Here is a 13,481-nt window from a genome sequence, read left to right as displayed (position 1 = left end):
GGAGGTTATTTTTGACCGAACACATCATGTCCGGCCTGACCCTCATTCTGGTACTGGGCATCGCCGCTCAGGTTGTCGGCTGGTATACCCGTATCCCCTCAATCGTGATTTTGATCGGTGCCGGTTTGCTGGCCGGTCCGGTTTTCGGCTGGCTGCAACCCGAGGCTGTTTTCGGTGACCTCTTAACTCCTTTTATTTCTCTTTCGGTGGCCATCATTCTTTTTGAAGGCGGACTCAGCCTCAAACTGGAGGAAATCAAGCGCACCGCCAGGGTGGTTACCAGGTTGATTACGCTGGGGGTAGTCCTCACCTGGGTGGTCGGAGCTCTCGGTGCCTGGTGGCTATTGGGTCTGGACTGGGCGCCGGCAATCCTGTTATCCGCCATTCTGGTCATCAGCGGCCCGACAGTCATTATGCCGCTGCTGCGCCATTTACGCCTGCGGGGCGATATCGGCCCCATTCTCAAATGGGAAGGTATTCTTATTGACCCGATAGGAGCCACCCTGGCGCTGCTGGTTTTCGGCGTGATTCTGGCCGGCGGCCCGGAAGAAGCGGTGCTGCAGGGCCTGACGACGCTTGTCGTTACTCTCCTGGTCGGGGTCATCCTCGGCGGCGCCAGCGGATTGCTGATTACACAACTGCTGCGCCGTTTTCTTATCCCGGATTTCCTGCAGATTCCGGTGGTGCTGGCCGTAGTCATCGGAGCCTTTCTGGTATCTGATTTGATTCAGCCGGATTCAGGTTTATTTACCGCCGTCATCATGGGTGCCGTTCTCGCCAATCAGAAGCAGGTAAGTGTTGAGCACATCGTGGATTTCAAGGAAACCCTGGGGCTGATACTGATTTCACTATTGTTCATTACCCTTTCGGCCACCATTGATATCCAGGCCATCAGGCCGCTGGCGGGCGGCATCCTGTTGTTCAGCCTGTTGCTAATTTTTCTGGCCCGGCCGCTGTCGGTATTTATCGCCGGCTGGCGGTCAAAGTTGAAATGGCGGGATAAAATATTACTGAGTGCTGTCGCCCCCCGAGGTATCGTGTCCGCCTCCGTGGCTTCGGTATTCGGCTTCAGACTTGCTGAACAAGGTTTTGCCGATGCAGACATATTGTTGCCGATAACCTTTGCCGTCATCATAATCACCGTTATCTCCTCCAGCACCCTGGCCACCGTGGCCACCCGCGTGTTCAAAATATCCAAACCGAATCCTCAGGGCGTCGTCTTTATCGGCGGCCAAATCTGGGTGCGGGACATCGCCACTATTCTGGAAGAATTAAAAATTCAAACCTGCATTATTGACCACAGCAAATCTAATATTGCCTACGCCCGGCGTAAAAAACTCAAAGCCTATTACGGCAATGCCCTGTCGCCGGGTATTGCCGATAACCTGGGATTCAGTGATTACGGCCGGGTACTCTCCATGACTTCCAATGATAACGTAAACCACCTGGCAGCCCTGCAATTCAGTAAGGAATTTGGCTCGGCCAATACTTACCTGTTGCCGCCGGAAAACCTGCCGGCTTCTAAAAAAGCAGCCCATTTAAAAAGCCACCTGCCCGGCCGGGTTCTATTTGACGACCGAGCCGGTTATGAAACCATCAATGACCTGTATCTTGAAGGCGCCAGGATTAAAACCACAAATCTTACTGCCGACTACCCCTTCAAGGCTTTTTTGAGTGACCACAAGAAAGCTATACCCCTGTTCCTGGTGTCGGCTTCAGCGGAACTGACCGTAATCACTCCGGATACGGATTTGGAAAACAAGGCGGTAACCACCCTCGTTGCCCTGGTTTCCTGAATCCCCGGCATTTCCATCGCCGGCAGGATTAAGGTAGAATATGGCACGAGGAACACGTGCCGCAAAACCCTGATCCGCTGAAATTTCGTTTGAGTTTTATTATCCTGCCGCTGGCTGTTATGGTCATCGCTGCGGGTATTGCCGGGTTTTTTTTCGGCCAGTTGCCGGCCGAGATTCATTACCGCTTCGGCCTGGACGGCGCACCTTCCGGCGACCCGGTTTCCAAAAACGGCTTTATCGGGCTGATGCTGGCTATCCAAATCGGTTTGACCGGGCTGGCCTACCTGTCCGTCAGAGCTATCGGGCGGGTGCAGCTGTTTCAGGATAATGTCCACAACTTCTGGTTCAATCCCACCAAACTGTTGACAGCCATGGGCAACATGCCGGCCATTATCCAGACCGTAGTGGCCTATATTCTGATTGATGGCATCTTTTATGCTCTTAATGACAGTCACCTTATGCCGCTGTGGCTGTTTACTCTGATCACCCTGGTGCTCGGCGGAATTATCCTCATCATCTATGCCTTACCGGTGGTCTTGCAGACTTACCGCGGTTTTGATTCTTTCCAGGACAAGAAAAAGGAGTAATTACTTGGCACAGGACGCAAAAAACCCCACCGAAATGGATAAAATTGTATCGCTCAGCCGCCGGCGCGGCTTTGTCTTTCAGTCCAGTGAAATTTACGGCGGCCAGGGCGGTTGCTGGGATTACGGCCCCTTGGGCGTCCAGCTCAAGAACAACATCAAACAGGCCTGGTGGCAATCCATTATTCAGGAGCGCGATGACGTTGTCGGTGTGGATTCCTCCATCCTGATGAACCCCCGCGTCTGGGAAGCCTCCGGTCACGTCACCGGCTTTTCGGATCCCATGTGTGACTGCCTCAAGTGCAAAATGCGCTGGCGACCGGAGGATTTTGAGGGCACTGTCTGCCCTTCCTGCGGTGGAGAATTGACCGCGCCGCGTCAGTTTAATTTGATGTTCAAAACCTTTATGGGCCCGGTGGAAGATACCGCTGCCGTCGTCTATTTGCGGCCGGAAACCGCTCAGGGCATCTTCGTTAATTTTGAGAATGTGCTGAATACCACCCGTAAAAAACTGCCTTTCGGCATCGCCCAAATCGGCAAGAGCTTTCGTAATGAAATCACCACCGGCAATTTCATCTTTCGCTCCCGGGAGTTTGAACAGATGGAACTGGAGTATTTCGTCAAACCGGGCACCGATGAATACTGGCACGATCACTGGCTCCAGACCCGGCTTGACTGGTATGCCTCTCTGGGTATGAATCCGGCTAATCTGAGGTTGCGGGCGCATTGCGACAGCGAGCTGGCCCATTATGCCAAAGCCTGCTCTGACATCCAGTATCTGTTCCCCATGGGTTGGAGCGAGTTGGAAGGCATTGCCAACCGTTGTGATTTTGACCTCAAGCAACACTCGGAGCACAGCGGCAAGAAGCTGGAATATTTTGATGAAGAAACCAAAGAACACATCACTCCTTACGTCATTGAGCCGTCAGCGGGGGTTGATCGCTCAGTGCTGGCGTTCCTGATTGATGCCTATACCGAGGAGCCGGATAAGGATGAGATCCGCTCCGTGCTGAAGCTGCATCCCCGCCTCGCTCCGTTCAAGGCCGCCGTACTGCCGCTGTCCAAGAAGGAACCGCTGGCTAATCTGTCAAAGGAAGTCTATGCCTCGCTCCGCAAAGCCTGGATGGTGACCTATGATGATGCCCAGAGCATCGGCCGTCGCTACCGGCGTCAGGATGAGATCGGTACGCCCTACTGTATTACGGTGGACTTTGACTCCCTCAATGATAATCAGGTCACTATTCGTGAGCGGGACTCCATGACCCAGGTCCGCATCCCCATTGCGGAGATTAAAGCCTACCTCTTCCCCCGTCTCAAAGGTGAGCTAAAATAGAGAACAGCGCCGAATCAGTGATTCAGCAATGAAGATTATCCATTTTGCGGACCTGCATCTGGGGGTGGAAACCTATGGCCGTCCCGACGCCGACAGCGGCCTTAACACCCGTTTCCTGGATTTTCTGGCGGCGTTTGATAAGCTGGTGACGTATGCCGTCGCTGAAAAAGTGGACCTGGTTTTATTCTGCGGTGATGCCTTCAAAAGCCGGGACCCGTCCCAGACTCAGCAGCGGGAATTCGCGCGCCGTATCCGCCAACTGGCCGATAATAATATCCCGGTTTTTCTGCTGATCGGTAATCACGATCTTCCGGCAGCTTCCGGGCGCGCTACGTCAACCGAAATTTACGATATCTTGCGCATCTCCAGAGTCACTGTGGCTGCCAAACCTGGTATCTACCGCATTGCCACCGCTTCCGGCGATATCCAGATAGCTGCCTTGCCCTGGCCCCGCAAAGGCGCGCTGGAGGTTAAAGCCCAGAATGATGATCGTCCCTTGTCGGCGGAAGGCCTGAAGGCCGGTATTGAAGCCATCTTATCAGCCAAGGTTGAACGCATGGCGGCGGAACTGGATCCGTCATTACCAGCGGTGCTGGCCGCCCACATCTGGGTGGACGGGGCCCGCCTCGGGTCGGAAAAATCACTAGTGCTTGGCAATGAACCGACAGTCATGCTGGGCAATATCGCATCTCCCAAATTTGATTATGTCGCCCTGGGTCATCTTCACAAGCGACAGGTGCTTAATGAAACGCCGCCGGTAGTTTATGCCGGCGGGCTGGAGCGCCTGGATTTCGGTGAAGAGAAAGACGATAAGGGCTTTTATGAGGTTGAATTGACTACCGGATCCGCTATAAAAAAAGTAAATTATCGGTTTCACCGCCTTGACGGCCGCAGGTTTCTCACCCTGGAGAAAACCCTTGGTGCAGACTGTCTGGATCCCACGGCGGAAGTGTTGGCATTGATTGAAGCCAACCGGGAACTGATTATGAACTCCGTCGTGCAGCTAAAATTACGGCTACCCGAGTCCATCGCCCCGGCCCTCCGTGAATCGGATATTAAAAGTGCGCTCAAGGGTGCCCATTATTTTGCCGTTTCCCGCCTGATTGAACGGGAAAACCGGAGCCGGTACGGCGTTGCTGAGGCTGAAGCACTGTCGCCCCGAAAAGCTCTGGAACAGTATCTGGACGTCCAGGCAATTACCGGCACCCGCCGGACGGAACTGCTGCAGCATGCGGACATATTGCTGGCTGAGGTTTCAAACTCATGAGAAAAACCAGATCATCACCTGTTGCCGCCCCTGGTCTGACGCTGTTGAAAGCTCTTCGCGATGCCGGCGCCGGTTCCCGGCGGGAGCTGGCGGAAGCCATAAAAAAAGGACAGGTCACCGTCAACGATATTCCCGCTGAAGGTTATAACCTGGAGCTGGCCAACGGAGACATCGTCAAGCTGAACGACCAGATTATTGAACTCACCGGCACCAGCGCCAACAAAATCTACCTGATTCTCAATAAACCGCTGGGCATTATCTCCACCACCGATGATCCGCAGGGGCGGACCACCGTGCTTGATCTGATACCGGAAAGTTATCGCCGTTACCAGTTGTTTCCGGTCGGACGCCTGGATGAAAATACCACCGGGCTGATACTGCTGACCAATGACGGCGAACTGACCCACCGGCTGACCCACCCCAGCTTCGGCGTGGAAAAAGAGTATCTGGTCGCCATCAACGGCGCCCTGACGGTCACCGATTTTGAAAAAGTGAAAGAAGGCATTGTCCTGGATGACGGTCTGAGTGCTCCGGCCATGATTCATCCGGTATTGAAAGCCCCTTACAATTACCGTGTTATCATTCACGAAGGCCGTAAGCGCATCGTCAGGCGTTTGTTCGCCGCGCTGGGCCACCAGGTAAGAATATTGAAGCGGATCAGAATCGGCTCAATTGAGTTAAGAGATTTGAAGGAAGGTAACTACCGCCGTCTGTCGCCTTCAGAGATTCAGCGTTTGACCCGCACCGCCGCCCAGCCGCCTAAACCAAACTCAGGGCTAAAACCCGGTACCGCCCGAAGCCGTTGACCTCTATCCTTACAGCGGCTTGTTGATGGATTTAAGGTTAGGCTTGTAGCGCCGGATTTCCCATTCCCGCACACATTTCAGCCCGTCGTCGTCTTTCATTTCGTGCCAGAACCGATAGTAATAGGACACGTAAAACTTGGGCACCAGCGCTGTATGGACGGTGATTACCCGGTCGGCCACCTTTTCCACCGTCCGCACCGCCATTTCTGAAGCCACCGGCACCGCCACCACGATACGGGCAGGCCGCCGCCGCCGGACCGACTCCACCGCCGCCATCATGGTGTAACCCGAAGCCAGACCATCGTCAACGATAAGTGCCGTCTTGCCGGTCACCACTGACAGCGACCGGTTCGGGCCGCGAAAGGCCAGGGAGCGTTGCTGGATATCATTGCGCACTTTGGCCACCTGGTAGTTAATCTGAGACTGGGTCAGGCCCACGGATTTGATAATGTCGTTATTAAAAATGGTGGTACCATCATCAGCCACCGCGCCGAACCCGCCCTCAGGCCGCAGCGGAATGGGAATCTTACGCGCAATAACGACATCAAGGTCCACTCCCAGTGCCAGGGCTACCTGCAAACCCACCGGTAAGCCGCCGTTAGGTATCGCCAGCACAATGGCCGGTTCATTTTTATATGCCGTCAATTTCTCGGCCAGTTGTTTGCCGGCATCAAAGCGGTTTTCAAACAAAGGCTGGGGGGCTGGTGCGCGAAAAACCATAGGTTGTTATACCTGCTTTCCAATTAGTGCGAAGGCGCCGACATCTACCAGACCCAGGTCGGTCAGTTTAAGTTCGGGGATTACCGGCAAAGCCAGAAAGGACAGCGCGGCGAACGGCGCCGGAGCGCTGACGCCGGTTAGTAAGGCCGCGGCTTCCAAATGTTCAAATCCCGCCACCACCTCATCCAGCGGCCGGTCGGACATCAGTCCGGCAATCGGTAAAGCCAGAGAAGCCAGTACTTTCCCGTCCCGGACTACCGTTAAACCGCCGCCCATCCGGATGACTTCCTGAACCGCCTTCTGTATCTCCTCATCGGAAGTACCGACGCAGATAATATTGTGCGAATCATGGGCGACCGAAGAAGCCAGGGCGCCGCCGGACAGGCCGAACCCCTTGACCAGTCCGATACCGATATTACCGGTACCATGGTGTCTTTCCACTACCACCATTTTCAAAATATCCCGGTTGAGATCAGGTATCGCCGTTATTTTTTCTTTCAAATACCGGGTGACAATCTGTCCCGGCACCAAACCGATAACCGGCGCCGGTCCGTCCCTCAGGTCAGGTTCCAGTGATTTTCGGTCAAACGGCTTGACCTGCATGCTGCGCCTCAAGGCTTCGGGAGCCTTGGGTGTAACTTCAAACAAGGCCTGACCATCATTTGCAATCAGGCGGCCATTAAAAAATACCTGTTTGATATCTAATACCCGCAGGTCATCCGTTACCAGCAGATTCGCCCGGTATCCCGGGGCAATCGCCCCGACCTGCTTGAATCCGAAATATTCCGCCGGGTTCAATGTCGCCAATTGAATGGCCGTAACCGGGTCCAGTCCCAGCCGGATGGCTTTGCGGACGATAGCGTCCATGTCCCCATCCCGCTTGAGGTCGGCGCAGCTCCGGTCGTCCACCACAAACATGCACCGGCGGCTGGTCTGGGCTGTTACCAGCGGCAGCAGTTCCTCCAGATTTTTTTCCGTGGAACCTTCCCTTATCATTATGTGAAGTCCGCGCGCTAGTTTTTCGCTGGCTTCAGCCAATCTGGTGGATTCATGATCGGAACCAATGCCGGCGCCGGCATAGGCGTTCAAGTCAAATCCGGTAACACCGGGGGCATGGCCGTCAATAATTTTATCGGCCGCTGCCGTAACCTTCCCCAATACCTGGCTGTCGCCGAACAGCACGCCGGGGAAATTCATCATCTCACCCAGACCGATTACACCGGGCATTTTAAGCACGTCAGTCACGCTGTCAACGTCCAGCACCGCACCGCTGCTCTCCAGATGCGTCGCCGGCACACAGGAAGGCGCCATCACCTTGATATCCAGCGGCAAATGGCGCGACGCCTCCAGAATATAGCGTATTCCTTCAATACCGGTGACATTAACCAGTTCGTGCAAGTCGGTTACCAAACCGGTCGTGCCGCGCGCCGTGACCGCCCGGGCATACTCACCGATATCCAGCATTGAGCTTTCAATATGGGTATGACCGTCAATAAAGCCCGGCAACAAAAACCGGCCTTCAAGATCAATTATTTCTGCGGCGGCGTCATATTCCCCCACGCCGGCAATGATGCCGTCGCAAATCGCCACGGAGGCTTTTTCTATCTCTCCGTTAAAGACATTGACCACCCGGGCATTTTGGAGCAACAGGTCGGCCGGGGCCTCTCTCCGGGCAACCTTTATCCGGCGGTTCAGTTTTTCAATATTCACGGACATCGTTATCCTCCAGAGTGTAGATAGCCGGCAGGTTACGGTAACGCTGCGCACAATCCAGGCCATAACCGACGACGAACTTGTCGGGTATCTCAAACCCGGCATAGTCCACCGCTACCGGCACCCGCCGTCGCGATGGTTTGTCCAATAGGGCGCAGACCCTGACCGAGGCCGGATGCCGGCTGGCCAGGTATTCCCGCAAAGCCTTCAAACAAATACCGGTATCAACAATATCTTCCACAATGATAATGTCCCGGCCGTCCAACGCCGCGGTTGGATTACTGGTCACCACTGCCTGGCCGCAGGTGGTTGTATCACTGCCGTAGCTGGACATGCCGATAAAATCAATTTCCAGCGGCAGCTCTATTTCCCGGACCAGGTCGGCCAGGAAAATAACCGCCCCCTTCAGCACGCCGATGACCAGGGGCGAACGGCCGTTATAATCATCGGATATGCGCGAGGCCAGTTGTTTGATCCTGACTTCAATGTCATGACGAGTGTACAGTAATTTAAGTTCAGGCACACCGGCATTATAAACACTGGTCTGTTTTGTGTCCACCATTCTTGCCTCTCTCTTTACCGCTCGTGCTATAATAGCGGCTGATATGAGTACAGCTGAAAAAGGTCATAACATCGTTACCTGTACCAGGTGCCGTACCAACATTGACACCGCCGTCGCCGGCGGTGACGTTAAATATTGTCCCAATTGCGGCGGTCAATTGTTCACCCCACCCCCGCAGCATAAAACCAACTATTGTCCCGGTTGCGGTAAAGCCCTGTCCGCGCCATTTGATTATTGTCCCGGCTGCGGCACCCGATTAAACGGCGAAGCTTCTGCCGATGGACACACTTCGCCTGAAGATTATCCGCCCACTCCGGCAGAGCTGGCCGCAGCTAAAAAAGGTTTTATCGCTCCGCCCGCCGGGCCATCAGCTGAACACAAACAGGTCGTCACCGACCCTAAATTAAAGAAACTCTACAAACAATGGGCCGCCTATTCCGACCTGCCGGAAGAAGCCCTGCCGGTGATGGAAAAACCCCGTCCGGCTCAGGCGCCCCGGCACCATGCCCCCTCCGGCGGAGGCGTCCAGCTTTCCGGTATTTTGGCAGACATCCCGCCGCGTTATCTTTTTATCGGTGCGGTCGTCATTATCGCGTTGATTCTTATCCTTGCTATTGCCATTGCCATCTGATACCGGCCTGTGCCTGAAAATTCTTGATGTTGCCTTGTCAGTCGTTTAGAATCTCCGCTATTATCGTACATTCTGAGGGCTCTGATTGGTCATTAAAGTAGAAAATCTTGTCAAGGTCTACGGCCCCATCCGCGCCGTGGACGGTCTTAGTTTTGAAGTCAGACAAGGTGAAGTTTTCGGTATGCTTGGTCCCAATGGGGCCGGCAAAACCACCACGGTTGAAATAATTGAAGGCCTCCGCAAACCGGATTCCGGTAAAGTCACCGTTCTCGGCATGGACTCGGCCAGGGCTTCCAACGCTATCAAGCAGCGTATCGGCGCACAGCTCCAGACTCCGGCGCTGATGCCGTCGCTTACGGTGGAAGAACTGCTGGATGTTTTCTCGGCTTTCTATACCCGCACCCTGCCGGTCAATGAGCTTCTGGACATGCTCTCGCTGACCGAAAGCCGCAAAGTACTGGTAAAAAACCTTTCCGGCGGGCAGCTGCAACGCCTGTCGGTGGCCATGGCACTCATCAATGACCCGGAAATCGCTTTTCTGGACGAGCCCACCACCGGCCTGGATCCCCAGGTTCGGCGCGGCATGTGGCAGGTCATTGAGGATATGAAAGCCAAGGGCAAGACTATATTCTTAACCACCCATTACATGGAAGAAGCGGAACGATTATGTGACCGCATCGCTATCGTTGATCACGGCAAGATTATTGCGCTGGACACCCCCCGGGGGCTGATTAACAGTAATTTCCATGAGAAAGCCATCCAGTTTGAACTTGAACCCCGGCCGTCCGAGGCGGAATTATTGAAGTTTCCCGGCGCCATCAGTGTCGCCGTTGATCTCAATGAAGTGGTTATTTACACCGACAATGTGCCGGTCACCATGTCGGCCGTATTGAAATACGCCGAGGACCACAACCTGACCTCCATGCTGCAAGACCTCCATGTCCGGCAGGCTTCACTGGAAGATGTCTTTTTGAAATTAACCGGTCGGAAGATCAGGGAATAGCCGCATGAACAAACTTATCATCGCCAATTTTAAACAGTTTCTGCGTGATAAAACCGCCGTCTTTTTCACTTTCGCCTTCCCGTTGATTTTCATCTTCCTGTTCGGCATGGTTTTCAGCGGTTCCGACGAACTCAACTACAATATCAGGCTGGTCGTTGAAGATGATTCCCACATCGCTCAGGGTTTGAACGAAGCTTTTTCATCGGTGCCCATCTTCACCATATCCGAAGGCGAACTTGACGCCTCTCTTGATACCCTCAAAAACGGCGATCTGACAGCCGTAATCCGGATTCCGGCGAATATTGAGGAAACCATCGGCACCGGCGGCACCGCGGCGCTGACCATTTATCATGACCCCTCCCAAACCCAGACAGCGCAGATAATCCTGCCGGTTGTCCGGCAGATTGTTGATGAATTCAATCGTCAGTTGACCCAGGCACCGATTCTCATCACCGTTTCGGAAGAATCCATCCTGGCCGACAGTTTCCGTTTCATTGATTTCTTCGTCCCCGGCATCCTGGCCATGTCTATCATGCAGAGCGGCCTGTTCGGCATTCTGCCGCTGGTTGAATGGCGGGAAAAGAAAGTTCTCAAACGCCTGGGGGTCACGCCGTTAAGCCGCTCCACCGTGGTTATCAGTCAGCTGGTCTTTCGGTTGGTGCTGGCCGTAATCCAGGCGGCGATTCTGCTTGGCATTGCCTATGCCGTTTTCGGTGTCCCCATCCTGGGCAGTATATTCCTGTTGCTCGGACTGGTTGTCCTGGGAACCCTGGTCTTTATCAGTCTGGGCTATGTCGTTGCCGCCCGCGTTAAGACCGTTGAAGGCGCCACCCCCATTGTTAATCTCATATCCTTCCCCATGATGTTCCTATCCGGTGTCTTCTTCCCGGTGGACATGATGCCGGAATTCATTCGCCCGGTCATTACCGCCATGCCGCTGACCTATCTGGCCGACAGTTTCCGCCAGGTGATGGTGGAATCAGCGCCGCTGTATCCCCTGTCAACCGATATTCTGGTGTTGCTGGGCTGGCTGGTCGTCTGTCTAATTCTAACCATCCGCTTCTTTAAGTGGGAGTAAACTCCACCAAGTTGAGGGCTTTTTTGTAGCCCTCAGACCACCACTAGACGAACATGGGGGATGAAGGTGCTAATTGAGCGTAGCTACCCATCAGGAGAAGTAACTATTTCTATGTTGCCATGCCATTGGCGTTTGGAAAGGTATTAAGGTGTTCAGTATGGGTCCTATAAACTAATAGTATCGCCTCATATAATTAGAGAAGCTAATAGAGCAGCTACAGAGACTATAATAGTTAGAAATATAAAAACAGTTCCAATCTGTGCTCTCATTTCGTGAACCAAAAACTCCATCGATTTTTCACGATTCGGTATTATAACCGGAGAATGAAGTGATTGCTTTGTTTTCTCAACGATTTCAAATAATTTAATTTGTTCTTCTTCAATTGGTTCTTTGGCTTTAGAATTGTATGCTTGTCTAATCAATTCTACGTCAGCAGCCAATTGATAGAATATCGAAAATTCTTTAGATGCCTGTTTGTAAAGCCTAATTCTTTGGCGAATATTCAGATAATTACTGTCATTGAATTTCTCAAATATTTTCGAGGTGTTACGGATTAGCATTGTCAACTTATATTCACTTTCATTGATACAAATAAGATATACTTGGTGGGCGAAGTACATAGGAAATACAGTGTTAAGAATGTAGCTGACCTGGTTCCAAGCGCTATCAAATAGATAATTCGATAGGCTGGAATGATATTTATATTCAAATTCTATAACCCTATCATTTATAGGCGAAATCACAATATTACTATCATATTTAGAAATCAATTCTATATCCTTTACGGGTTTTAATCTCATAAATAAATAGTCAAATGAGTATTCTATTGTCATATCATTAGAAAGTTTGTTAATTTGCCCTGCGAGATATTTGATTACTCTGAAACCATGACGTCGTGTATTGTAGCGATTTTTACTGAATGTCATTAACTGAAGACCGATGCCATCCATCTTGACTCTTGTTAATATTTTGACATCTTTTTTCGATATATTATTTACAAAATCGGGATCAACACTACTCATTTTGTATACTAGGTCAAATTCAACAGGCTTCCACAAGCAAAAACCAAATTCCTGTGTCAAAGTTTGGGAACACAGCCCTTGAGTAAGATTCGCCACTTCACCCTCAAGAGTACCGGTTATTTTGGAGATTGTGAATCCGTCATTGGTACAGGATTTGATAAATGAGTCTAAATCCAAATGAATCGAATCCCACACCGCACCAGAAGGGGTGATTTGGTTATTCCCCAATCTGATTGCAAATAGTATTTTATTTAAGTAATACATAATTCGCGCCTTTACCATTCTATTCTGGCGTTTGCGCCTTCTCTGTTAGTGAGGGAAGGGGGTCTTGACTGAAGCTGTCACCTTATTTGATGGCGGACTCATCCCGATGCCCTTGTACATCAACTCCCGGACGAGGACAGTGTAAGACTTGCCCCGCTTGTTTGCCTCAGCCTTGAACTTTGCCAGGAAGTCATCCGGTACTCTGACGGAAATGACCGAAGTATTGCGTCCTTTTACCATGTTTTCCATCTTGTCATGTATTACACTATAGCCCCTACGTAAAGGACGGTCAAACAATAAAAGGTAATGCAGGCTGTCGCGGTCAAGTATGTGCCTTATGAAAAGTCCAGGGGACTGGCATTCGCGGGGCCGTCCCGACGGGGAGAGTTCCCGGCTTTTCCCGCCGATTAATCTCTGGTAACAAAGCAGGGAGAACTCTTGCCCTTCGGGTTTTACCGTGATTCGCTTTCTTGAAAGTTTAGCATTTTGCTAGGGAAGATCTTTGATGATGATGAACGCCAAAAGAGCCGTGATATATTGCCGCGTAAGCACCCCGATTGACTAGAGAGAGAGAGAAGACAAGCCTTAAAACTCAAAAGAGGGCTTGTGAAGAATATTGCCAGCAGAAGTGTAATCCTACCCATTAATCAAGCCATCGAAATTAGTAGTCGCTGACTGTTCGTATCGGAACCCATTTCGGTA

General features: G+C 52.2%; 13 protein-coding genes. 8 read left to right on the top strand and 5 right to left on the bottom strand.

The genetic code is table 11. The annotated features are described in order from the left end of the window. The first annotated feature begins 11 nt into the window (after positions 1-11). From V8247_RS07875 to V8247_RS07855, 5 genes are read left to right on the top strand one after another with little or no spacing between them, the layout of a single operon-like run. Positions 12-1,796, top strand: a complete 1,785-nt coding sequence (locus V8247_RS07875) for a sodium:proton antiporter (protein WP_338737309.1) — start codon at positions 12-14, stop codon at positions 1,794-1,796. A gap of 56 nt (positions 1,797-1,852) precedes the next feature. After that, on the top strand, positions 1,853-2,383 hold the full coding sequence (locus V8247_RS07870) for a hypothetical protein (RefSeq protein WP_338737308.1): 531 nt from the start codon (positions 1,853-1,855) through the stop codon (positions 2,381-2,383). 34 nt (positions 2,384-2,417) lie between these two features. Then, positions 2,418-3,713: a glycine--tRNA ligase gene (locus V8247_RS07865; RefSeq protein ID WP_338739354.1), complete on the top strand. Its 1,296-nt coding sequence runs from the start codon at positions 2,418-2,420 to the stop codon at positions 3,711-3,713. Between the two features lie 28 nt (positions 3,714-3,741). Further along, entirely contained in the window at positions 3,742-4,980 is a 1,239-nt protein-coding gene (locus V8247_RS07860) for an exonuclease SbcCD subunit D (protein ID WP_338737307.1), read from the top strand. After that, on the top strand, positions 4,977-5,786 hold the full coding sequence (locus V8247_RS07855) for a pseudouridine synthase (RefSeq protein WP_338737306.1): 810 nt from the start codon (positions 4,977-4,979) through the stop codon (positions 5,784-5,786). Before V8247_RS07860 ends, V8247_RS07855 begins: the two co-directional genes overlap by 4 nt. 9 nt (positions 5,787-5,795) lie before the next feature. On the opposite strand, the gene V8247_RS07850 is transcribed toward V8247_RS07855, so the two are convergent. From V8247_RS07850 to hpt, 3 genes are read right to left on the bottom strand one after another with little or no spacing between them, the layout of a single operon-like run. After that, positions 5,796-6,506, bottom strand: a complete 711-nt coding sequence (locus V8247_RS07850; protein ID WP_338737305.1) for a phosphoribosyltransferase family protein — start codon at positions 6,504-6,506, stop codon at positions 5,796-5,798. 6 nt (positions 6,507-6,512) lie between these two features. Beyond that, entirely contained in the window at positions 6,513-8,222 is a 1,710-nt protein-coding gene (gene ade, locus V8247_RS07845) for an adenine deaminase (RefSeq protein WP_338737304.1), read from the bottom strand. After that, positions 8,206-8,781: a hypoxanthine phosphoribosyltransferase gene (hpt, locus tag V8247_RS07840; protein ID WP_338737303.1), complete on the bottom strand. Its 576-nt coding sequence runs from the start codon at positions 8,779-8,781 to the stop codon at positions 8,206-8,208. Before hpt ends, ade begins: the two co-directional genes overlap by 17 nt. A gap of 43 nt (positions 8,782-8,824) precedes the next feature. Between hpt and V8247_RS07835 the strand changes: the two genes are divergently transcribed. The 3 genes from V8247_RS07835 (at position 8,825) to V8247_RS07825 (ending at position 11,493) form a co-directional block, all read left to right on the top strand. Beyond that, positions 8,825-9,412, top strand: a complete 588-nt coding sequence (locus V8247_RS07835) for a hypothetical protein (protein WP_338737302.1) — start codon at positions 8,825-8,827, stop codon at positions 9,410-9,412. An 85-nt stretch (positions 9,413-9,497) separates the two neighbouring features. Continuing rightward, positions 9,498-10,415 (top strand): ABC transporter ATP-binding protein, encoded by a 918-nt coding sequence (locus tag V8247_RS07830; RefSeq protein ID WP_338737301.1) that lies wholly within the window; start codon positions 9,498-9,500, stop codon positions 10,413-10,415. Between the two features lie 4 nt (positions 10,416-10,419). Continuing rightward, positions 10,420-11,493: an ABC transporter permease gene (locus V8247_RS07825; RefSeq protein WP_338737300.1), complete on the top strand. Its 1,074-nt coding sequence runs from the start codon at positions 10,420-10,422 to the stop codon at positions 11,491-11,493. 185 nt (positions 11,494-11,678) lie between these two features. On the opposite strand, the gene V8247_RS07820 is transcribed toward V8247_RS07825, so the two are convergent. Both V8247_RS07820 and V8247_RS07815 read right to left on the bottom strand, forming a co-directional pair. Next, positions 11,679-12,779 (bottom strand): hypothetical protein, encoded by a 1,101-nt coding sequence (locus V8247_RS07820; RefSeq protein WP_338737299.1) that lies wholly within the window; start codon positions 12,777-12,779, stop codon positions 11,679-11,681. Between the two features lie 45 nt (positions 12,780-12,824). Then, positions 12,825-13,019: a hypothetical protein gene (locus V8247_RS07815; protein ID WP_338737298.1), complete on the bottom strand. Its 195-nt coding sequence runs from the start codon at positions 13,017-13,019 to the stop codon at positions 12,825-12,827. Positions 13,020-13,481: the final 462 nt, after the last annotated feature.

This window comes from Dehalogenimonas sp. W (assembly GCF_037094495.1).
GTDB classification, from domain to species: Bacteria; Chloroflexota; Dehalococcoidia; order Dehalococcoidales; family Dehalococcoidaceae; genus Dehalogenimonas; species Dehalogenimonas loeffleri.
Note: the sequence above shows the minus strand (reverse complement) of the source record. Positions and strands in the feature narration are given on the sequence as shown.

Coding starts and splice junctions, on each gene's coding strand:
- V8247_RS07865 (WP_338739354.1), top strand. CDS start 2,418: ATGGATAAAATTGTATCGCTCAGCCGCCGGCGCGGCTTTGTCTTTCAG.
- V8247_RS07860 (WP_338737307.1), top strand. CDS start 3,742: ATGAAGATTATCCATTTTGCGGACCTGCATCTGGGGGTGGAAACCTAT.
- V8247_RS07855 (WP_338737306.1), top strand. CDS start 4,977: ATGAGAAAAACCAGATCATCACCTGTTGCCGCCCCTGGTCTGACGCTG.
- V8247_RS07850 (WP_338737305.1), bottom strand. CDS start 6,506: ATGGTTTTTCGCGCACCAGCCCCCCAGCCTTTGTTTGAAAACCGCTTT.
- ade (WP_338737304.1), bottom strand. CDS start 8,222: ATGTCCGTGAATATTGAAAAACTGAACCGCCGGATAAAGGTTGCCCGG.
- hpt (WP_338737303.1), bottom strand. CDS start 8,781: ATGGTGGACACAAAACAGACCAGTGTTTATAATGCCGGTGTGCCTGAA.
- V8247_RS07835 (WP_338737302.1), top strand. CDS start 8,825: ATGAGTACAGCTGAAAAAGGTCATAACATCGTTACCTGTACCAGGTGC.
- V8247_RS07825 (WP_338737300.1), top strand. CDS start 10,420: ATGAACAAACTTATCATCGCCAATTTTAAACAGTTTCTGCGTGATAAA.
- V8247_RS07820 (WP_338737299.1), bottom strand. CDS start 12,779: ATGTATTACTTAAATAAAATACTATTTGCAATCAGATTGGGGAATAAC.
- V8247_RS07815 (WP_338737298.1), bottom strand. CDS start 13,019: ATGGTAAAAGGACGCAATACTTCGGTCATTTCCGTCAGAGTACCGGAT.